Below are 20802 nucleotides of genomic sequence, written 5' to 3' on the forward strand. Positions count from 1 at the left end.
TCCCTATTACGCGATATTTGTTAACTTAACTGCGCGCAAATTCCCAATCCGCGGGGGGCGGATGAATTTTCTGGAAGATAATGACAAATGAAAAAAGTTATCTTGGTGATTTGCCTCATGTTCGCCTTTACTGGCGGGGCTTTCGCACAGAAGGGTGGGCTGAATCTTAGATCGCATTCGGTGCTGGTTATGGACGCTCAGCATGGGCATATCCTTTTTAACAAAAATGCGGATAACGTGATGCCGATTGCTTCCATCACGAAACTCATGACAGCTATAGTTGTGCTTGATGCGAAATTGCCTCTGGATGAGGAAATCGTCATTGAAGCCGCTGATATCGATGTTCTCAAAAATACCCGCTCGCGCTTGCGAGTTGGGGGAAGCCTGACTCGCCAGGAAATGCTGCGGCTGGCATTGATGTCTTCCGAGAACCGTGCCGCGGCGGCGCTGGGGCGGACCTATCCCGGAGGCATCAATGCATTCGTTGCCGCAATGAATATGAAGGCATTCGAGCTTGGCATGGGTAATAGCTATTTTGTTGATTCCACCGGGCTGAATAGTGCCAACGTTTCCACTGCGCGTGATCTGGCGAAAATGGTGAGCGCTGCGCATGACTACGATGTCATTCGTGAATTTTCGACGACCGCTGCGCATGCGGTGGCGTTCGCAGATGAAGACCGTAGCCTGCAGTTTGTCAATTCCAACCGCCTGGTGAGTAGCGGAAGTTGGGATATTGATTTATCGAAAACGGGCTTTCTCAGTGAAGCCGGACGCTGTCTTGTCATGCGGGCTAACATAACGGGAAAAGCAATTATCATAGTATTGCTTGATTCCTGGGGAAAGAACTCACGTATCGGTGACGCCAACCGCATCAAGAAATGGATGGAGATCGGGTTCACTCGCAAAGTTCGGGGGTAATATATTTAAGGAAGACCATTTAAGGTGGACTAACGAAGGTGGACTAACGCGGGGCGTATACCTGATCCTCGGTCTGAAAGAAGTTTTTTGATACAAACCCGAAAAAAGTTTCTGTCCTGTTAACTCCGCATGGGGCCGCACTTCAATGTGCCACTGATGCAGGGGTATCGCGCCGATATCGAGTATTCAGGAGATTTCGATATTCGGGGTCTCCGCTGATTTTTCTCCAGGTAGGGCATTGCGTAGCACCAGGAAGCGAGCATTCGCCCGGGAAGGAGCTGTCATGCAATTACAACTGATTGTCGCGCTCATCATTGTTTTTCTGATTGTCATGTTCGCGGTTCAGAACGCCGTGGCGGTAAGCGTCGTATTCTTGCTGTGGCGCATCGATGCGTCGCTTTCCTCTGTGATTGCTGCCTGCTTCGGCCTTGGAACGCTCATCGGTGCATTGATTACGGTCCCCACGATGTTGCGTGAGCGAATTCTGATAAGCCGCCTGCGTAAACAAGTCGAAATATTGCGCGCGGAGAATGACAGTCTGAATGCGCTGAAGAAAGACGAATCTGCACTACCGTATGGGCACTAATTTATAGTGCGACGAACCCGACGGTAATATCGATTATCCGGTTTAAAGCAGGCGAAACGCAAGAATGGCGACGATCGTGGGCGGAAGCGCGGCTGCCAGCAAGCCTAAAGGATGTATTGCTCCATCTCTGAACGAACCTTTCAATATGGAGAAGCCTGCCGGGTTCGGTGCATTGGCAATGACTGTAAGCCCTCCGCCGGTAACGGCGCCGGCAACGAGCGAATATCGGAACTCTGCGCTCGTGCCTTCCAGGAGAGAACCCAGATAAGTGAGCGCTGCATTATCGGTGATTGCGGTAAGGAGGGTGGCGCCAAAAAAAAGCACAGTGTTGTCCATGTCGGACAGCAAGGGCTGCAGCCACCACTTCTGTTGTCCTCCAAGGACAACCAGCCCGGCAAGAAAAAAAGCGACCAGCAATCCTTCGCGCAGAATCAGCCGGTCTTGATAGCGCTCATAGGCACTCGCAAAGCCCAGAAAGAAGAGCAGCAACCCCATGAAGACGACAGGGTGATGCGCAAACACTACCACGCCTGCCAGAAATACGATATGCACAAGTACCACGGGTAATGGGACCTTGGCATGTGTGGCGCGCGCTTCATTTTTCAATCCCGATAATTCATGTCGAAACAGAAAAGTGACGGCCAAGGCATTCACCAGCACGCCGATCGCGGCCTTCCAGCCAAATGTAGTAAACATGAAGGCGGTGTCCCATCCCCATTTGCCTGCCACCATGAGAACCGGTGGTGCGGCAAAGGATGTCATTGTTCCACCGATGGAAATGTTGACGAACAGCACACCGAGCGTGACATACTTGAGCCGGGTGGAAATCCCCCTGGAATAATAACGCTCAAGCAGAATCAGTCCGGCTAACGTCATGGCCCCCGGTTCCGTGATAAATGAGCCCAGCAGAGGAACAAACGATAATGTGATGAAGTAGAACGCGCTGCCCTCCGGCCAGGGAATGAGCCGCGCGAGCGTTTTTACGTTGAGCATGGCGAACTGCAGGATCGGGCGAGTGCCCGCGATGACCATGATGGCAAACACGAACATGGGCTCGGTAAAGCTCTGTCGATCGAGGTAAGCGATGGCGGCCTGCTTGCCGTCCGTCACAAACATCATGATGACGAGGATCATGGCCCAAAAGCCGAAAACAACCTCGACCTCGCCGAGAAAATGCCAGATGCCTGCGTGGGTGGGGTGACTATGCGCTAATTGCTCGAAATATTTGGTCGAGAAGGTGTGGATCAGCGCGACGCCAAACAGCAGTGCGCCAATGATCTCGATGGAGGCGGGGTTCAACCTAAATTCGGTAGTTGACCGCTCATTTAATAGATCAGTGTCATGATTAATAACAATATTTCATATTATTTGACGCTCACCTTCCGGATGAGGGCGCTACGGGGAGAATTGCACAGTTTTTGCGGCACATGGCTGCGTTGCAACTTCTTGGAATGGAACGGCGCCCCGAAGCGTCGCCCGAGGGGCCCCGCGCAGCGGGGATCGGGCAGCGCAGGGGATGCCGCGATCGCGTTCCACACGCAAGGAGGCGCCCGCATCCCGCTTCGGGGTCGCACCTTCCTGCGGAAGGCACTGCTCTGCCCTGCGCGGTCGTATTCCGCGTCATTGCGCCTTGCCCTGCACCCCAAAAACCGTACACTTCACCCCGTCCAACTACCGAATTTAGGTTCAATTCGTTTTATTTCATTGCATCAAGGTTGGCCTTTGCATCAGCATTTCCCTGGGCGGCGGCTTTCGTGAACCATTCCTTGGCTTTATCGGTATCCCTGGCTATTCCTTCGCCGGCGAAATACATCACCCCGAGGTTATTTTCGGCATCGACATTGCCCTGCTCAGCCGACTTTTGAAATAACTCTACCGCTTTGACCGGGTCTTTGGCGACACCTTCACCATTTGCGTACATCAGCCCGAGGTTGAACTGGGCATCCGCATATCCCTGCGCAGCGGATCGATGAAACCAGGCAGCAGCCGTAACAGGGTCATTGCTCAGGATTTTACCGGATGAATCCTTGGATATGGCTTCCCCGGTGTAGTACATGACGCCCAGTCCGTTTTGGGCTTTGGCATCGCCAGCCTCGGCATCTTTCTTTAATTGCAGGAATTTTTCTTCCGGCGTCGCTTCATTCTCCGAGCCCCCCGGCATGATTTCCTTTAATATCGCCGATTTTTCTTCCGGGGTCAGCTCATTTTCCAGGATGCTCGGAATTTGTGCTTCCGATGTGAATTCATCCGGCAACCGGGTCTGCGCTTCCGTTTTGGCGACGGTCGCCGGCGCTTTCTCGCCGCATCCGGCAAGCATGAGCATGGGTGCGGCGAGTAACGTAACAATAAGGATGTTCATCGATTATTATGTCCTGTCAGGTACCATCCAGGCTGGTTCAGCGGTTGTGGAATCAGGGGCGAACGGGCTTCATCCTCATAAGCTGTAATACATATCAAACTCGACCGGATGGGTGGTCATGCGAAACCGCGTCACTTCTTCCATCTTGAGTTCGATGTAGCCATCTATCATATCATTCGAAAACACGCCGCCCCGGGTAAGAAAGTTGCGATCCTTATCCAGGCTATCCAGTGCCTCATCCAGCGAGGCGCAAGGGTTGGGAATCCTGGCGGCTTCCTCGGGTGGAAGGTCATAAAGATTCTTGTCCATGGGGTCACCTGGATGAAGCTTGTTCTGGATACCGTCCAGCCCAGCCATCATCAATGCAGTGAAAGCAAGATAAGGGTTAGCCGTCGGATCGGGAAAACGCACTTCGACGCGCCTTCCCTTGGGACTGTTGGCGTAGGGAATACGCACTGCCGCGGAACGGTTGCTTACCGAATAAGCAAGGTTGATCGGTGCTTCGAAACCGGGAACCAGGCGCTTGTAGGAATTGGTACCCGGATTGGTAATGGCGTTCAGGGCCTTGGCATGCCTGATAATGCCGCCTATATAATACAACGCCATTTCCGAGAGGCCCGCGTAACCATTTCCGGAAAATAGATTTTGTCCGGCTTTCCAGATCGACTGGTGCACATGCATGCCCGAACCATTGTCGCCGACGATGGGTTTCGGCATGAAAGTCGCCGTTTTTCCGTAAGAGTGCGCGATATTGTGCACGACATATTTGAATACCTGGGTCCAGTCGGCGCGCTTCACCAGGCTGCTGTACTTGGTACCTATTTCACACTGTCCGGCAGTCGCGACTTCATGATGATGTACTTCGACTTCGATACCCAGTTCTTCCAGTGCAAGACACATGGCGGAACGAATATCGTGCAAGGAATCAACCGGAGGAACGGGAAAATATCCCCCTTTTATACCGGGGCGGTGCCCGGTATTGCCCCCTTCGTATTTTACTGCCGAGCTCCAGGCTGCTTCCTCGGATTCGATCTTTACCGAGCAGCCGGACATATCGGCGTGCCAGATAACGGAGTCAAAGATGAAGAATTCAGGCTCCGGTCCGAAATAGGCGATGTCGCCGATGCCGGTCGATTTAAGGTAAGCTTCGCCGCGTTTCGCCAGCGAGCGGGGGTCGCGGTCATAGCCCTTGCCGTCGGAAGGCTCCACCACATCACAGGTCATGAACATCGTCGCCTCGTCCATGAACGGGTCCATTTTCGCCGTTTCGGGATCAGGTACCAGCAGCATGTCGGAGGCATGAATACCTTTCCAGCCGGCAATGGAGGAACCATCGAACGCGTGACCATCCTCCAGCTTGTCCGCATCGATGGCATGGGCGGGAAGCGTTACATGGTGTTCTTTACCGCGGGTATCCGTAAATCTTAAATCAACGAACCTGACTTCATTGTCCTGGATCATTTTCAGAACATCGGGTACCGCCATATTTCTCTCCATGAAGACTGCCTTGAATTGAAGGGCATAAGTATAAAGGTAACATTATATCAGCAGGAGCGTTTCCATTTTTTCAAGATGTCGAGCCGAACATGCCTGGGACCCGACATCTTTGGAAAAGATGCCGGGGAATCGCGGGCGCTGCCGTGGCGCTCGCTATGAAGCCTATCCGGTACATAAAGTTTTTAGGCAAACACCCGCTTGAAAATGGATTACCATTGCATTTTAATCCGTTATTCTGGAAAACCATATGGAAACCATCGCTGCAATACTGGAGAGGGCGCAACAACGTGCCAGGGAAATGGATTTGCCGTACGAAGGGGCGCTGTTGCCCAGTGAAGCGCTTGATCTGCTGCAGGAAGCGCCCGGCGCAAAATTGGTGGACGTGCGTTCCAGAGCCGAATGGGATTGGGTAGGGAGAATACCGGGTGCGGTCGAAATCGAGTGGCAATCCTATCCCGGGATGCGGCCCAACTCCAGCTTCCTCGATTATCTTTCCAGCCAGGTGGACAAGGAATCGCTGGTGATGTTCATCTGCCGCAGCGGAGGCCGTTCACATCAGGCTGCGGCTACCGCCACCGAATCGGGCTATGCAAATTGCTACAATATTCTCGAAGGTTTTGAAGGCGAGAAAGACGCAACCGGCCATCGTGGTACCAAAGGGGGGTGGAAAGCAGCAGGGTTACCTTGGATACAAGGCTGAGCCGACGGACGGGAAACCAGGAGCGCTGGATCAGAATTCTCCGCGTCCGAATTCGGGAAGTCGACGGGCTTCAGTTCAAGCCGCGGACCATTTGACCATTCCCGAATAAGCCGTGATCAGCACAATGATCCCGAATCCGATGCGATACCATGCAAATACGGTGAAATCATGGTGACTGATAAAGCGCAATAATCCCCGTACGGCTAATAATGCGCTGATGAAGGAGGCCACGAAGCCGATAAAAAATACGCCGATATCATCGAAATGGAGAATATCGCGATTTTTGAAAATATCGTAGAAGGTGGCCGCGAACATCACGGGTATTGCCAGGAAAAAAGAGAACTCGGTGGCGGCCTTGCGCGATAAGCCGAAAAAGAGTCCGCCAATAATCGTTGCACCTGAGCGCGAGGTACCCGGTATCAAGGCCAGGCATTGCATTAATCCAACTTTCAGCGCGTGTTTCCAGTCCATATCTTCCACCCGTTCAACTTCCACCACGTGTTGCCTGCGCTCGGCCCACAGAATTAGAATTCCGCCGATTATAAATGCCATTGCCACGGGTACTGGATGAAACAGATATTGCTTGATGGTTTTAATGAACAATAAACCCAGAATCGCGGCGGGCAGAAACGCGATGAAAAGATTGAGCACGAAGCGGTTTGCATCCTGACGCGAGCCCACATCCGCAACTACGCTACGAATCTTGACGCGGTATTCCCAGCATACCGCCAGAATGGCGCCCAGTTGAATGACAATCGTGAATACCTTTCCCTTGTCGTCATTGAAGTCGAGCAGATCAGCCGCCAGGATGAGATGGCCGGTAGAGGAAATCGGGAGAAATTCGGTCAGGCCTTCGATAATGCCGAGGATCAGGGCCTTGAGGAACAGAAACCAGTCCATATGCGATTATCCGGCCAAACGAATTAAGCGCCGGATAAGCACGAGCGGAAGCGGGTAAGTCAAGGTGTTACCAGGCAACGGGTTTTTCCAATGGCGGCATATGGGTTGCGATTATCCGGCTGATTATTTTTTTCGGTATTATCGCATCGAAGGCTGCTTCAGGCTTGAAAATACTTCTTGAAGTTGCCATAGAGCCGATCGGCGAATAATTTAGAGAAGACTTTTCGATTCCCGTTTCCCGGGAGAGATGAGTGCTTCCTATTTAACGGTCGGCTCTATGGCAGGATGAGCGCAATGCGCCATCACCATTACAGCTTGTTATAAATCTCCGTCCCCTTTGCTACAAATTCGACCGCTTTTTCTTCCATGCCTTTTTTCAAGGCTTCATTTTCGTCAACACCTTTCTGTGCGGCATAGTCGCGCACATCCTGAGTTATCTTCATCGAGCAGAAGTGGGGGCCGCACATCGAGCAAAAGTGGGCAAGTTTGGCGCCTTCCTGCGGCAGGGTTTCATCATGGAACTGTCTTGCCTTGTCGGGATCGAGGCCAAGATTGAACTGATCATTCCAGCGAAACTCGAAGCGGGCTTTCGAAAGCGCATTATCGCGAATCTGCGCACCGGGATGGCCCTTCGCCAGGTCTGCCGCGTGAGCGGCAATTTTATAAGTGATTATGCCATCTTTTACATCATCCTTATCCGGCAGGCCAAGGTGTTCCTTCGGCGTAACATAACACAGCATTGCCGTACCATACCAGCCGATCATTGCAGCGCCGATGGCGGATGTAATATGATCGTAGCCAGGCGCGATGTCGGTAGTGAGCGGCCCCAACGTATAGAACGGAGCCTCGGCGCAGTATTTCAGCTGCATATCCATGTTTTCCTTGATCAGGTGCATGGGAACATGGCCCGGACCTTCGATCATCACCTGCACGTCATGCTTCCAAGCGACCTGCGTTAATTCGCCGAGGGTTTTCAGTTCCGCGAACTGGGCTTCATCGTTGGCATCATGAATCGAACCGGGGCGCAGGCCGTCTCCCAGGGAAAAGCTCACATCATATGCTTTCATGATTTCGCAGATTTCTTCGAAGCGGGTATACAGAAAACTTTCCCTGTGATGCGCGAGACACCACTTGGCCATGATGGAACCGCCGCGCGAAACGATGCCGGTCAGCCGTTTTGCCGTCATTGGAACATAGGCGAGCAGCACGCCGGCATGGATGGTGAAATAGTCCACGCCCTGCTCAGCCTGTTCGATCAGCGTATCGCGGAAAATTTCCCAGGTGAGGTCCTCGGCTTTGCCATCGACTTTTTCCAGGGCCTGGTAAATTGGCACGGTGCCGATGGGAACGGGGCTGTTGCGGATTATCCACTCACGAGTTTCGTGAATATTTTTTCCGGTGGAAAGATCCATTACCGTATCTCCGCCCCAGCGGATAGCCCAGGTCATTTTCTCGACTTCTTCCTGGATGCTCGAACCCAGTGCCGAGTTACCGATGTTCGCATTGATTTTCACCAGAAAATTGCGGCCGATGATCATCGGTTCGGATTCGGAATGGTTGATGTTGGCAGGAATGATGGCGCGACCTCTGGCCACTTCATCGCGTACGAATTCCGGTGTGATATGCTGGGGCAGGAAGGCACCAAAATCCTGCCCGGGATGCTGGCGTGTGAGTAATTCCCGATGTTGATTGCTCAGGTGCTCGCAACGTTGATTCTCACGTATGGCTACATACTCCATTTCCGGCGTAATGATGCCTTGACGCGCATAATGCATTTGCGTGACATTCGCCCCGGCCTTGGCACTGCGGGGCTGGCGCTTCAAGTCAAAGCGCATTTCAGCGAGCTTTGGGTCGGACAGGCGCTGTCTGCCGTAAGCGGAAGCAGGGCCGGAGAGAATTTCCGTGTCGCCCCGCTCATCTATCCATTTTTCACGTAAGGGAGCCAAGCCGGAACGGATGTCGATCTTTATCGCCGGATCCGTGTACGGGCCAGAAGTGTCGTAAACGTAAATTGCCGGGTTTTGTTCCGCACCCATGCTGGCAGGCGTATCGGATTGGCTGATTTCCCGCATGGGTACCTGAATATCAGGACGGGAGCCATGTACATAAATTTTTCGGGATTCAGGCAGAGGCTTGACCGCCCCCTCGTCCACATGGGCTGTTTTGCTCGAAAAGGGCAAAGGGATTTGTGCTGCATTTAAAACGGTTGCATTCATAATACGCTCCTTTAGCGCGGTAAAGAAGCGGGATTAGTTACATCCCAGCTTCCCTACGGCGGCATTATCCGTGTCAGGTAGTAAGGGACTGTCTCACCAGTTTCCGGCGTTTCCGGAAAGGACCCCTAGCTGCTGCTGTGAAGCTAATGGAAATGTGGAATAATTGCAAGTCTGGGATGATATTTTATATAAGGCTGGACATGGATCTTGAGCAAAACCGTTTTAACATGATAGAACAGCAAATTCGTACATGGGAAGTGCTGGACCAGGAAGTTCTTAAATTATTATTCGAGCTGCGGCGCGAGGAATTTGTCCCTGCGGCTTACCGTTCTCTTGCATTTGTGGACATGGAAATTCCGCTTGGATACGGTGAAGTCATGCTTGCCCCAAAGATGGAAGCGCGGATCTTGCAGGAATTGCAGGTAAAAAAAACCGACAGGATTTTGGAGGTGGGCAGCGGCAGCGGGTATCTGACTGCATTGCTGGCAGCCAAAGGCGGGTCTGTTTACAGCGTGGAAATCGTGCCGGAACTGAAAGCCATGGCGGAAAAAAATCTCCGGGCGCACGGAATCACCGATGTAATCCTGGAGCATGGAGATGCTGCCCGTGGCTGGCCTCAGCATGGGCTTTACGATGTGATCGTGCTGACGGGGTCGACGCCGGTTCTACCGGAGGCTTTCCAAAAAAGCCTCAAAACCGGTGGACGTCTGTTCGCGGTGGTAGGCGACGCACCTGTCATGCAAGCCGTGCTTGTCACTTGCGTGGCCCAAAAGGAAAATGCAGGCGTATATAATACAGTTGGCCTGTTTGAAACCTGTATTTCCCCGCTCAAGAACGCGATGCAGCCCGAGAGATTTACATTTTGATCTTACGGCCCAATTCCATGAATTACAAGTCCGCCCGGCTGATCTAGCTCAACCGCATCCAATCGGTCGATAGCTCTTTTTTCGTCCAAGAGTTAGACAATCTGGAATCAAAGTGAAAATTCCGCAATATATTTGTGCGTTATTGATTGCAGGAGCAGCTTTACATACTCCACTCCACGCAGCCGATCTGATGGAAATCTATCGTCAAGCGCTGGAAGAGGACGCGCTATATAGCGCGGCGCGTGCTGCTCATATGGCGGCGCAGGAAAGGTTGCCGCAGGGTCGGGCCGGACTCCTTCCCACCCTCTCACTTGCGTTCGTGAAGCGGAGGCAATTCATAGATATCGGAAGTACCACTACGGCTGCGGCTGTCGGAGCGGTCAGGCCGTCTGAAGTGATCATCGATAACCAGAGTGTGACGATCACGGCAACCCAGCCCATTTATCGCAAGGAAAATTTCGTAATCTATGAACAATCCAAGCTTCAGGTTGCTCAGGCGGACTCACAGTTCATCATTGCAGCACAGGATCTGATACTCCGGGTAGCCCAGGCGTATTTGGATATCCTCACCGCGCAAGTAAACCTGGAGGTCGCGGAGGCTCAAAAAAAGGCAATCTCGGAGCAATTGGAGCAGGCCAAGCGCAACTTTGAGGTGGGCACGACGACTATCGTTGACACTTACGAGGCCCAGGCCCGTTTCGATCTGACCACATCTCAGGAAATCGCCGCCAAAAATCAGCTGGAAGTGGCGCAACGCACTCTGCAACAGATCATTGGGCATATGCCCGATGAACTCGTACGCCCGAAAGACACTGCCTACGAGTTGCTCAACCTGAAGTACGCGAACATGCAGGATTGGATTACCGTGGCTGAACAGAATAACCTCGCCCTGAAAGTACAGCAATCGGTATACGAAATCGCAAAACAGGACGTGGAACGAGCCAAGGCAGGGCATTATCCCACGCTGGACCTGGTCGCCATATACAGCGACCAGAAAGGCGTCGGCGGTACAATTACCGGTCGGCCAATTAACCTGACCTCAAAAGAAATAGGGATTCAGGTCAGCTTTCCCATATTTCAGGGTTTCGCGGTGCAATCGCAGGTGCGCGAAGCCCTGGCTATCCAGGAAAGGGTGTTCCAGGAACTGAACAATACCCGGCGCAACAGTGTGCTGCAGGTGAGCCAGCAGTATCTGAATGTTACCAACGGTATCGCCCAGGTAAAAGCGCTGAAACAGGCGCTGCTATCAAGCAAGAGCCAGCTGGATTCAACCAAGCTCGGGCAGGAGGTCGGCGTTAGAACGGAGGTGGACGTATTAAATGCTCAGCAGCTATATTATTCGGCCCGCCGGGATCTCGCCCAGGCGCGAAATAACTTTCTCATGTCAAGATTGAGATTGGAGGCCGAGGCAGGAGAGTTGGACGAGGATGACTTGAGGGAGGTAAACCAGGCATTGGTGCAATAACCTCTTCAAACCTCTTTTTAAATAAGGTTTTTTGACTACGAGCTCCCTCCCTGCGTTGACGCGCAAGTGGTTGAGTGTTAGATTTTCTCAAAAGGAGAAGTTGCGAGTCGTTTTGACGCATTAATGGCCATTACATTGTATTGTTCGGGTGCCTGAATGTGCTTTCCGCCAGGAACTGCATTTGCGGTTGAGGCCATCGCAGTACCATGCCTTATCGAGTAAGCTCGCAGCAACGAACGCAGGAAAACTCCAGCTCGAATTCTCCGTAACATATCGTCGACCATTTATTTACCTGGGCATATCGGCCTAATTCAAGCGAAAACAGGCGTGATCTTCCACGACGCCTGTTGCCGTGCCGTTGTATCTTCAAATCGAATATACGTAGCTTGATGGCTACCGAGGCCAACCATGAATGAGCCAGCCGTATCTGATACATACCGGGGTCAGCCGTCTATTCTTTCGACTGGCGACAGGCCGTCGGGCATTCGAGACGCCCGCCCCACGGAAGCCGTCAAAGGCGTGCTGGACGCAAAAACTTTTAGCGCAATCGAAACGGACCAATTATTTGATTCGCTTAACCATGCCGTCACTCATGCCGGGCAATCGGTGCTTTATCGGTCCCTTGCCCAGCCAGGGACCGATGCCGAAGTGACACGGGAAAAACATGAGGCGTTGCGCGAACTGGAATCGGATCCCGGTCTTTACAAAGCTTTGCAGAACTTCGTGGAAACTATGGCAGGGGGAGAGCAATGTCTTCATCAATTGCTCTACGGTACGTTTACCGGCGGGCTCGCCATCGCTAATTCCAGAGCCGGTAAAGATGAAATGGAATTCAGCGGTTACGGTTATCATCAATTCGTCGATGGTACCGCTTTTGTCATCGATATGGTCGAGGCAATGCAAACCCTGCCACAGCCGAAGAGCGCGTATCTGCAGGGCTTATTCGACGCGATTCGCGATTTTGGAAACACGCGTACTTATTCCCTGATGCGCGGACCGGTCTATTCCGTGGACGGGAAGCTCAAGACCAGGGACGAAAAACCACGTTATCTGCCAATCCCGCGCTTTAGACCATCGATGATTAAACCCCTTCCGATGTTCGGGGCGTTGGGTGCGATAGGCGCAGCGCTTTATTTCTTTCAGGGCTTGCTGGCCGGCTTCGGCATTTCTTACCTGGGTTACGGAATACTCATGCTGGCGGTACCGGTGCTGCCGGTCCTCCTGATTGCCATTGCCGCGTCCGACCGCGATTCAGTTATATATCCGCTGCGCAAGCTATTCAAGAACAGCCCCGAGTTGGCGCGACTGCTGGATACGCTGGGAATGATCGATGAGCTTTTGTCATTTCGCCGTTATTCACTCACATTTGGCGGCAAGATGGTGCTGCCGGAGATATTGGACCGCGAGCGCCATTTCCTGAGTGTTGTCCAAGCCAGGAACCCGTTGCTTGCCAAAGCGAATCCCGACTATGTGCCAAACGACATTTTACTGGACGATACCGGGCGGCTACTGGTGATCACGGGGCCAAATAGCGGTGGCAAGACCGCTTACTGTAAAACAGTGGTTCAGATTCAGCTACTGGGGCAGATCGGTTGTTACATTCCCGCCACCGCGGCGCAACTGGTTCTGGCGGAACGTATTTTTTATCAGGTGCCGGATCCGGGACATCTGGACGAGGGTATAGGACGCTTTGGCCATGAACTGAAACGAACGCGCGAGATTTTCTTCAGCGCTACGCCTGGCAGCCTCGTCGTGCTTGATGAGCTGTCGGAGGGGACGACGTTCGAAGAGAAAATGGAGCTTTCCGAGTATGTCCTCGCAGGCTTTTACAAGCTTGGAGCAAGCACACTGCTTGTTACGCATAACCACGAGTTATGCGAGCGCCTGCAGGAAAGGGGAATGGGCCGTTACCTTCAGGGCGAGTTTCTTCCTGAAGGGCCCACCTATCGTTTAATTCCAGGTGTGTCCACGGTAAGCCATGCCGACCGTGTGGCCGCTGCCCTGGGCTTCAGCAAGGAAGACGTGGAGAAATACCTTACGACACGGCGTGTGTGAGCGCAAGGCAAAGGACTGTTTTTGTATTGGATGTGTTGATGCAGATAGGTGAATGTGCTTTGATCTTTTCATTTCGTTGCGTTATCTATTATTGAATTACACCCTCAATCGTCCGGTCTGAAAATCGGCCTGGGGTGTAAAAGCTGTGGAGTACCGCAACAATGCAGTTTCGAACGTCGCTTATAAATTTTGAGTCCAACGAGCTGACCGGGGGTCAGCCATGCTGAAGTCATTGGTTACAGGTGCGAATGGATTCGTCGGTTCGGCGGTCGCACGTTGTTTGCTTAACGCAGGTCACGAGGTGCGGTGCCTGGTCAGGCCGGGGAGTGACCGCAGAAATCTTTATCAACTACCTGTTGAGATCTCGGAAGGAGATCTGCGCTCTGCTCCATCACTGAAACGTGCGGTCGCGGGTTGCGATAATTTATTTCATGTTGCCGCCGATTACCGGCTCTGGGTGCCGAATCCTGAAACCATGTATGACATCAACGTAAAGGGGACTCAGGCGCTGATCCTGGCTGCCGCCGAAGCGGGAATGAGACGCATGGTATATACCAGCAGCGTGGCGACGCTGGGAACGACTCAGGACGGCGTCCCTGCAAACGAAGACACACCCTCGAGTCTCCTGGCCATGAATGGGCACTACAAGCGATCCAAGTTCATGGCGGAACAGGTAGTCCAGCGGATGACCGATGAGCATAAGCTGCATTTGCTGATAGTGAATCCGTCTACGCCGATGGGGCCGCGCGACATAAGACCCACGCCGACGGGGCGTATAGTCGTTGACACCTTGCGCGGCCGTATGCCAGCCTATGTGAATACCGGTTTGAACGTCGCGCATTCCGATGACATTGCCCGGGGCCACCTGCTGGCCTATGCACATGGAAAACCAGGAGAGCGTTATATCCTTGGGGGCGAAAACATGACATTGCTGCAGATATTGCAAGCAATAGACAAGATCAGCGGTAAGCGGAAAAAGCGGGTCAGCCTTCCCGTCAAGTTGATTCTCCCCGCTGCCTGGTTAATGGAAAAAATGGCAATGGTCACGAATGTTGAGCCGCGCGTGACAGTGGACAGCGTGCGTATGGCCAAACAAAAGATGTTTTACTCCAGCGACAAGGCCATACGTGAATTGGGTTACCAGTACCGGCCAGCGACGGAAGCGCTTGAAGATGCGATGAACTGGTTTCTGGCCAATGGCTATTGCGGGTAGATTTTTTCGGGCGCTGCAAGCTTACGCAGTGAGTTCCACGGTGCAAACCGGCCGAATAATGCATAATCATTATCTTCCGATCCAAAACACTCATGGCTTCGATAGCCGACGAACCCTGGTTATTTGCAGAGATGCCGCCATCCATGAGCAGCACTCTGCAGTTGTAAGGGTAAGTTCAAAATGCGCTGGCGCTGGTGCCTTGCCCATCTGCGACAGGTTTGCCATTGTGGGTTTTCGTGATAGTTTTATTTTTGAACTTGAGCGGGGTGAAGCGGGCGGCGGTTACCTCTTGTTCCGGTAGCTCAACAAATACGGTCACCACCGATTCTGGTGAAACGACGAAGTCTCCCGTTCCTTTAAGCAAATTATTACCTGCCGGTTCCAGCTTGATCGAGATCTTGTTTTTGGCCTTGCCGGTTTGAACGGTTGCCTTGCCTGTACCGCCCTCGGTGCTGAGATTACGGTCGGCATGATCCATTACATAGAGTACGATTTCCTTATCCCTGGCGACAAGCTCCAGATGATACGGTCCGGCCATGCGCGTTTGTCCGCCATGAGCCGACTCCTTGGAATCGAAATATTCCTCGGTATGGGCTCCGGCAGGTAAGGCAATAGCGAAAGTAAAAGCAAAGGCAGATCCAAACAGAATGGTAGATATGAACTTATTCATCTTGATTCTCCTCGATAATTGAAATAAGTCGTTAACCCAGATAATTCATTTAGGACGCGAGATGATGGCGAGGCAGGTTGCGAGACAGTTTTGCCGGTTGAGAGAAGTCCATAGCTTGGTCTATGGACGCCGAGCAAGCGGCGAAAATGGCCGCAAACTGACCGCCAGCACTCGCGTAGGCTCGCAGAGCCGTCTAATAGATTATCTGGGTTTAATGCCCATCACTGATGCTCCGTAGTACCAACGCGTATGCCAACGTATTACGGATAATAAAGTCTGTTGGCACAATCTTTCAATGCGCAATTCATTGCGCACCCTTCCTGCTCCGATCAACCTGGGCCGCCGTAACCAGAGTGCCCCGATTACCCCATGCATTGCGGATATAAGACAAGACCAGCGCAATCTCCTCATCGCGCAGGATCTGTGCAAACGGTGGCATGCCATAAGGTCGCGGATTGCTTGCGATGACTGGTGCATAGCCGCCGTTGAGAATGCTGCGGATTGCATTGATCGGGGAGGCCAGTGTGATGCCGCGGTTGCCCGCCAGCGCCGGATAAGCGCCGGGTGCGCCTTGCCCCAGATTTCCATGGCAATCCTGACAGTGCGTCTCGTAGATCTCGCCACCTTGGCGGAGCAGCCTGTCGACTTCTTCCGTCAGCGCAGGGGCTATCCCTCTGGAGCGTGGATCGGTTTCAGGCAGCGACTTCAGGTAGGTAGCCATGGCATAGGCATCCTCCTTCGTCAGATATTGAAGACTTTGACTGACGACATCCGCCATCGGTCCTGTTGTGATTGCACGGCTCGACAAGCCTGTCCGGAGTAATTGGACAATGTCCTCGACCGGCCAGTCGGAAGTGCTGGCCTCCTGGAGAGATGTCAGAGAGGGAGCGTACCAGTTCGAGCCCATGAGTTGCCCCCCCCCGAATAGTTCGCCCTGGCTTGCGCCGAACGGGTTCCGGGCGGTATGGCAAGCGTTGCAGTGGCCGAGTCCTTGCACCAGATAGGCTCCCCGGTTCCATTCATCGCTCTTTGCGTCATCAGCTCGATAAACGCCTTGCTCGAAGTAAAAAGCGCGCCAGATATAAATGAGTGGACGGAAGTTGAAAGGAAAATGGATCTGGTTCGGTCGATTGCGCTGCTGAGCAGGGGGGAGCGATTGAAGATAGGCGAAGATTGCATCGGAATCCTCCCGCGTGATCTTCGTATATTCCGTGTAGGGAAATGCGGGATATAAAGGGCTGCCGTTACGTGCCTTGCCATCGTGCAGTGCCCGCCAGAAGTCCTCCTCATTCCAGAGTCCAATACCGGTTTCCGGATCGGGCGTAATATTAGGCGTAATGAATGTCCCGATGGACGTGTCGAGGACGTGTCCTCCCGCGTAGGGTCGCCCACCCTGTGTCGTGTGGCAGCCCATGCAATTGCCGGCCTGCGCGAGATAGGTCCCGCGCGCTCGCAGTTGCTGTTGTGCTTGCCGCCCGGTAATGCCATCCGGCTTTGCGGATGGCGATTCTACGCCTGCAGGAACAGAGGAGGAGCTTACCGGTACCATGAAAATGCCGAGGCCTGTCAACCCGGCAAGCACAGCAGCCGAGAGAATACGTTTCATTGCAACCCTCCGGATGGGAGGACGATGCTGCTGCAGCGCATGGCCAGTTTACTGTGGAGAGGCGCCGCCGGGCTTGCCGCGCGCGCTGAGAGGACTTCGGAAACCGGTTGCGCGGCCAGCCATGCTGCAATGGCGCTCGACTCGCTGGTCGTGAGCTGTTTTGCGATTTCGGACATGCAGTCGGGCGTTTCTCCACGCATTGCTCCGCCATTCTGCCAGTTACCGAACTGGGCGATGATATAGACCCGCGGCAGACCCAGCAGGCCGGGAATGAAGGGCTCCGTTCCCATCAGATCTTTGCCGTGACATTCAACGCATGCGGGAATTTTACGGCCGGGGTCGCCCTGAGTAATAAGTCTGCGGGCAAGCTCAACTTCGGCAGGCGACGACTTTAGCGGCTCGGGTGGAGGAAAAGCCTGCTTCAACGAAGCGAAATAGGCTGCCATATCGCGCAGGTATTGATCGGGCAAACCTTCAAGCAGCAACGCCATGGGCCGATAGTGGCGCCGTTCGTCACGGAAATTGCGCAGCTGATTGAACAGGTAGCCCTCCGGCTTGCCGGCAATGCGCGGATAGTATGCGTCTCTCCCCTGTTTGTCCTCTTTGCCATGACAGGCAGTGCAGGCCTTTACCCGCTCCGCCATCGTGTCGGGTACGTCAACCGGGGGAATCCCGGTGGCGATGGTGTGGTCGGCAAAAAACAGAAAAGCGATCAGGACAACTCGTATCATTGCGTTCTCTATGTTTAGTTCGTTTAACCGGATGCACGGCAAGATCAACCGGAATTTCGCAGCCCTGCTGCCACTACCGCGCAAATTTCCGCACTACCGCCATCAGCTCATCAATCGCCTCATCGCCCCGGCCTGATTTGATGGCGCCTTGCATGCATCCGTGGGTATGGTTCTCCAATAACAGCATGGCCACGGCATCAAGTGCGGATTGCAGCGCGGAGACCTGGTTCAGGATGTCAACGCAATAACGATCTTCCGATATCATTTTGTTGACACCCCGTACCTGTCCCTCGATGCGGTTGAGCCGCTTTATCAGCGCTTCCTTGCCTGGTTGCACCACCGTCTGCGGTGCATGACACGGCTTCTTGCTAGTTGACGACTTCAAAACCGGCACCTTCGATAGCGTCCTTGAGCTGGTTGGGTTTAGTAGTGGCAGCGTCGTACTGGATGGTCACCTGTTTCTGTTCGAGAGAAACATCCGCACTGTCCACGCCAGGAATTTTCTCCAGCACGCTCTTCACACTGTTGACGCAGCCCATGCAGGTCATTCCCTTGATTTTTATGACTTCCGTTTGCATTTTCGTACTCCTTACGTTAAGTGAATCGAACAACTGCTCAAGTGCCGGCTCGCCACCGTTTCAGCAGCAACGAATTGCCTACCACCGATACCGAGCTCATCGCCATCGCCGCACCCGCAACCACGGGATTAAGCAATCCTATCGCCGCCAGCGGTATCCCCAGTACGTTATAGATGAAGGCAAAGAACAGATTCTGGCGGATTTTCCCCAGCGTTGCGCGCGACAGCGAGATGGCGTCGGCCACACTCATCAGATCATTGCGCATGAGTGTGATGTCGGCAGCTTCGATCGCCACGTCGGAGCCCGCTCCGATAGCGAAGCTCACGTCGGCCGCGGCTAGCGCCGGTGCATCATTGATGCCATCGCCCACCATGCCGGTAAATCTACCGCTCGCCTTCATTTTGCCCACTTCAGCAGCTTTATCCTGAGGCAGCACCTCGGCACGGTAAGCGGCAATGCCTGCCTGTCCGGCAATGGCGGCTGCGGTGGCGGAATTGTCGCCGGTGAGCATCACGACTTCGATACCCATCGACTGCAGTCGCGCTACCGCTTGTGCCGAAGTACGCCTCAGCCGGTCAGCAATGGCGAGGTAGCCGAGAACTTCAGGCACCGCGTTATTCGCAGTGGTTATCATGACCAGGCCTACGACGGTTTTACCCTCGGCCTGAAGAATGGCTATTGAATTTTCGTCGGACAGCGCACCATGTTCGCGCAGGAATCGGGGCGAGCCGAGAAGATATTCGATGCCATCGATGCAGCCAGTGATACCGCTGCCGGTGACGGCCCTGAAATTGCTCACTGCCTGTGGCTGAATACCCATGCTTCTGGCATGCTCCATCACTGCTTTTGCCAGAGGATGCTCCGAGCCCTGCTCCAGCGTGGCGGCAATCTGCATCAGATCGTGTTCCGCAACCGTTCCTGCCGGAACGGTGTCCGTTACTGCGGGTGCGCCCTCGGTGAGCGTGCCGGTCTTGTCCACGATCAGAACCTGAATTTTTTCAGCGTGTTCCAGCGCAGCGGCATTTTTTACCAGCACGCCGGCTTGCGCCCCGCGTCCCGCACCCACCATGATTGCGGTTGGCGTAGCCAACCCCAATGCGCAGGGGCAGGCAATAACCAGCACCGCTACAGCGTTAATGAGAGCCGGCACAAAATCCGCGGCCAGCCACCAGGTGAGTACCAGCGTTAGCGCGCTGAGCGTGACTACCACCGGCACAAACACGCCTGAAATCGTATCGGCCAATCGCTGGATAGGCGCTTTGGAACCTTGCGCTTCTTCAACGAGACGGATAATGGCCGCAAGTTGGGTATGAGCGCCGACACCGGTTGCGCGGCATTTAAGCAACCCCTGCTGATTCATGGTAGCCGCGTATACTTTCGCGCCCGCCTGTTTTGTAACGGGCAGGCTTTCGCCGGTCAACATCGCCTCGTTCACGCTGGAAGCGCCTTCAATGACGACGCCATCCACCGGCATATTCTCGCCGGGGCGAACGATAAACACCTCTCCCTGCTTGAGGCTGCTGGCGTCCACTTCCACGATCTCGCCGTTGCGCTCCACCCGGGCAATCTTGGGCTGCAGCCTGATAAGTTCCTCAATAGCCGCCGAAGTCTTGCCCTTGGCGCGGGCTTCCATCAGTTTTCCCAATAGAACCAACGTGATGATGACCGCGCTTGCCTCGAAATAGACGTGCTGATCCAGGCTCAGCACCACAACCACTACGCTGAAAAAGTACGCTGCGCTGGTGCCCAGCGCGATCAGCACATCCATGTTGGCGCCGCCGCCGCGTAATGCATTCCATGCCGCAGTATAGAAGCGCTTGCCCACCCAGAACTGTACCGGCGTTGCCAGCAGCCATTGCAGCCAGCGCGGCAGTTCGGCGCCGCTTCCCCAGAGCATCGGCGCCATCTGCAGCAATAGCGGCAGGCTGAGCGCAGCTGCAACCCAGAACATGCGGAGTTCCGCGTTATAAGCGGCAAGCCTGCGTGCTTTCTCCTCGGCGCGACTGGTATCGCTGATTTCGCTGGCGCCATAGCCTGCGCGGGCAACCGCGGCGATCAGGTCATTCACCATTGTCGCGCCGGGGCTGAAGCTGGCGTGAGCAATCTCTGTAGCGAGATTGACGGTAGCGGTGACGCCCGGCAGTTTATTCAGCGCTTTTTCGATACGGCCGCTGCACGCGGCGCAAGTCATTCCCGTGATTTGCAGTTGCACCGATTGTGGAACCACGTGAAACCCGGCTTTCTCGATGGAGCGAACCAGATCTTCAGGCTGGGTCGTGGCAGCATCAAACTCAACCCGCGCTTTCTCGTTGGCAAAATTGACCGCAGCACGTACGCCCGGGAGCTTATTGAGGTTCTTTTCAATACGGGCCGCACAGGCGGTGCAGGTCATGCCTTCGATCGGCAATTCTATTTGCTTAAGCGCAAGAGAGTGCATGGATA

At 53.9% G+C, this 20802-nt stretch carries 18 protein-coding genes and 1 riboswitch; of the genes, 7 read left to right on the forward strand and 11 right to left on the reverse strand.

Going from position 1 to position 20802, the window contains the following annotated elements:
- Positions 1-87: 87 nt before the first annotated feature.
- Together pbpG and F822_RS10820 are read left to right on the forward strand one after the other, a co-directional pair.
- Positions 88-918, forward strand: a complete 831-nt coding sequence (pbpG, locus tag F822_RS10815; RefSeq protein WP_025041924.1) for a D-alanyl-D-alanine endopeptidase — start codon at positions 88-90, stop codon at positions 916-918.
- A gap of 283 nt (positions 919-1201) precedes the next feature.
- Entirely contained in the window at positions 1202-1504 is a 303-nt protein-coding gene (locus tag F822_RS10820; RefSeq protein WP_025041923.1) for a LapA family protein, read from the forward strand.
- A gap of 42 nt (positions 1505-1546) precedes the next feature.
- Here F822_RS10820 and F822_RS10825 read toward each other — a convergent pair whose 3' ends face one another.
- The 3 genes from F822_RS10825 to glnA form a co-directional block, all read right to left on the reverse strand.
- On the reverse strand, positions 1547-2803 hold the full coding sequence (locus F822_RS10825; protein WP_025041922.1) for a putative Na+/H+ antiporter: 1257 nt from the start codon (positions 2801-2803) through the stop codon (positions 1547-1549).
- A gap of 397 nt (positions 2804-3200) precedes the next feature.
- Positions 3201-3863 (reverse strand): tetratricopeptide repeat protein, encoded by a 663-nt coding sequence (locus F822_RS10830; RefSeq protein ID WP_025041921.1) that lies wholly within the window; start codon positions 3861-3863, stop codon positions 3201-3203.
- 75 nt (positions 3864-3938) lie between these two features.
- Entirely contained in the window at positions 3939-5348 is a 1410-nt protein-coding gene (glnA, locus tag F822_RS10835) for a type I glutamate--ammonia ligase (RefSeq protein WP_025041920.1), read from the reverse strand.
- Positions 5349-5607: 259 nt separating this feature from the next.
- Between glnA and F822_RS10840 the strand changes: the two genes are divergently transcribed.
- Positions 5608-6060: a rhodanese-like domain-containing protein gene (locus tag F822_RS10840; RefSeq protein WP_025041919.1), complete on the forward strand. Its 453-nt coding sequence runs from the start codon at positions 5608-5610 to the stop codon at positions 6058-6060.
- A 75-nt stretch (positions 6061-6135) separates the two neighbouring features.
- Here the strand turns inward: F822_RS10840 and F822_RS10845 are convergent, their stop codons facing one another.
- Positions 6136-6960, reverse strand: coding sequence for an undecaprenyl-diphosphate phosphatase (locus tag F822_RS10845; RefSeq protein WP_025041918.1), 825 nt, complete (start codon positions 6958-6960; stop codon positions 6136-6138).
- A 308-nt stretch (positions 6961-7268) separates the two neighbouring features.
- The gene (gene thiC / locus F822_RS10850; protein ID WP_025041917.1) at positions 7269-9176 is read right to left on the reverse strand and encodes a phosphomethylpyrimidine synthase ThiC; all 1908 of its coding nucleotides are present in this window, start codon (positions 9174-9176) and stop codon (positions 7269-7271) included.
- Positions 9177-9209: 33 nt separating this feature from the next.
- A riboswitch (TPP riboswitch) is annotated at positions 9210-9313 on the reverse strand.
- A 39-nt stretch (positions 9314-9352) separates the two neighbouring features.
- Here thiC and F822_RS10855 point away from each other — a divergent pair.
- From F822_RS10855 to hpnA, 4 genes are all read left to right on the forward strand, one after another.
- Positions 9353-10042, forward strand: coding sequence for a protein-L-isoaspartate O-methyltransferase family protein (locus F822_RS10855; protein WP_407938211.1), 690 nt, complete (start codon positions 9353-9355; stop codon positions 10040-10042).
- A 190-nt stretch (positions 10043-10232) separates the two neighbouring features.
- Entirely contained in the window at positions 10233-11507 is a 1275-nt protein-coding gene (locus tag F822_RS10860; protein ID WP_082204635.1) for a TolC family outer membrane protein, read from the forward strand.
- A 408-nt stretch (positions 11508-11915) separates the two neighbouring features.
- The gene (locus F822_RS10865) at positions 11916-13562 is read left to right on the forward strand and encodes a MutS-related protein (RefSeq protein WP_025041914.1); all 1647 of its coding nucleotides are present in this window, start codon (positions 11916-11918) and stop codon (positions 13560-13562) included.
- Between the two features lie 220 nt (positions 13563-13782).
- The gene (hpnA, locus tag F822_RS10870; protein WP_197272815.1) at positions 13783-14775 is read left to right on the forward strand and encodes a hopanoid-associated sugar epimerase; all 993 of its coding nucleotides are present in this window, start codon (positions 13783-13785) and stop codon (positions 14773-14775) included.
- A gap of 175 nt (positions 14776-14950) precedes the next feature.
- Here the strand turns inward: hpnA and F822_RS10875 are convergent, their stop codons facing one another.
- The 6 genes from F822_RS10875 to F822_RS10900 all read right to left on the reverse strand — a co-directional run bounded on the left by F822_RS10875 (position 14951) and on the right by F822_RS10900 (position 20797).
- Positions 14951-15445 carry a hypothetical protein gene (locus tag F822_RS10875; RefSeq protein WP_025041912.1) on the reverse strand — a complete coding sequence of 165 codons (495 nt, stop codon included), beginning with the start codon at positions 15443-15445 and terminating at the stop codon, positions 14951-14953.
- Positions 15446-15749: 304 nt separating this feature from the next.
- On the reverse strand, positions 15750-17051 hold the full coding sequence (locus F822_RS10880; protein WP_025041911.1) for a c-type cytochrome: 1302 nt from the start codon (positions 17049-17051) through the stop codon (positions 15750-15752).
- Positions 17048-17782 carry a c-type cytochrome gene (locus F822_RS10885; RefSeq protein ID WP_025041910.1) on the reverse strand — a complete coding sequence of 245 codons (735 nt, stop codon included), beginning with the start codon at positions 17780-17782 and terminating at the stop codon, positions 17048-17050. Before F822_RS10885 ends, F822_RS10880 begins: the two co-directional genes overlap by 4 nt.
- Before the next feature lie 73 nt (positions 17783-17855).
- Positions 17856-18167 carry a metal-sensitive transcriptional regulator gene (locus tag F822_RS10890; RefSeq protein WP_331458260.1) on the reverse strand — a complete coding sequence of 104 codons (312 nt, stop codon included), beginning with the start codon at positions 18165-18167 and terminating at the stop codon, positions 17856-17858.
- Positions 18151-18360: a heavy-metal-associated domain-containing protein gene (locus F822_RS10895; protein WP_025041908.1), complete on the reverse strand. Its 210-nt coding sequence runs from the start codon at positions 18358-18360 to the stop codon at positions 18151-18153. The genes F822_RS10890 and F822_RS10895 overlap by 17 nt, the downstream gene beginning before the upstream one ends.
- Before the next feature lie 37 nt (positions 18361-18397).
- A complete protein-coding gene (locus F822_RS10900; protein ID WP_025041907.1) occupies positions 18398-20797 on the reverse strand; it encodes a heavy metal translocating P-type ATPase in 2400 nt (799 codons plus the stop codon).
- Positions 20798-20802 lie beyond the last annotated feature (5 nt).

The organism is Nitrosospira briensis C-128, assembly GCF_000619905.2.
Taxonomy (GTDB): domain Bacteria; phylum Pseudomonadota; class Gammaproteobacteria; order Burkholderiales; family Nitrosomonadaceae; genus Nitrosospira; species Nitrosospira briensis.

Excerpts from the sequence above, each read along its gene's own strand:
- pbpG (WP_025041924.1), top strand. The coding sequence starts at position 88 with ATGAAAAAAGTTATCTTGGTGATTTGCCTCATGTTCGCCTTTACTGGC.
- F822_RS10820 (WP_025041923.1), top strand. The coding sequence starts at position 1,202 with ATGCAATTACAACTGATTGTCGCGCTCATCATTGTTTTTCTGATTGTC.
- F822_RS10830 (WP_025041921.1), bottom strand. The coding sequence starts at position 3,863 with ATGAACATCCTTATTGTTACGTTACTCGCCGCACCCATGCTCATGCTT.
- glnA (WP_025041920.1), bottom strand. The coding sequence starts at position 5,348 with ATGGCGGTACCCGATGTTCTGAAAATGATCCAGGACAATGAAGTCAGG.
- F822_RS10840 (WP_025041919.1), top strand. The coding sequence starts at position 5,608 with ATGGAAACCATCGCTGCAATACTGGAGAGGGCGCAACAACGTGCCAGG.
- F822_RS10845 (WP_025041918.1), bottom strand. The coding sequence starts at position 6,960 with ATGGACTGGTTTCTGTTCCTCAAGGCCCTGATCCTCGGCATTATCGAA.
- thiC (WP_025041917.1), bottom strand. The coding sequence starts at position 9,176 with ATGAATGCAACCGTTTTAAATGCAGCACAAATCCCTTTGCCCTTTTCG.
- F822_RS10855 (WP_407938211.1), top strand. The coding sequence starts at position 9,353 with ATGATATTTTATATAAGGCTGGACATGGATCTTGAGCAAAACCGTTTT.
- F822_RS10860 (WP_082204635.1), top strand. The coding sequence starts at position 10,233 with ATGGAAATCTATCGTCAAGCGCTGGAAGAGGACGCGCTATATAGCGCG.
- F822_RS10865 (WP_025041914.1), top strand. The coding sequence starts at position 11,916 with ATGAATGAGCCAGCCGTATCTGATACATACCGGGGTCAGCCGTCTATT.
- hpnA (WP_197272815.1), top strand. The coding sequence starts at position 13,783 with ATGCTGAAGTCATTGGTTACAGGTGCGAATGGATTCGTCGGTTCGGCG.
- F822_RS10875 (WP_025041912.1), bottom strand. The coding sequence starts at position 15,445 with ATGAATAAGTTCATATCTACCATTCTGTTTGGATCTGCCTTTGCTTTT.
- F822_RS10880 (WP_025041911.1), bottom strand. The coding sequence starts at position 17,051 with ATGAAACGTATTCTCTCGGCTGCTGTGCTTGCCGGGTTGACAGGCCTC.
- F822_RS10885 (WP_025041910.1), bottom strand. The coding sequence starts at position 17,782 with ATGATACGAGTTGTCCTGATCGCTTTTCTGTTTTTTGCCGACCACACC.
- F822_RS10895 (WP_025041908.1), bottom strand. The coding sequence starts at position 18,360 with ATGCAAACGGAAGTCATAAAAATCAAGGGAATGACCTGCATGGGCTGC.
- F822_RS10900 (WP_025041907.1), bottom strand. The coding sequence starts at position 20,797 with ATGCACTCTCTTGCGCTTAAGCAAATAGAATTGCCGATCGAAGGCATG.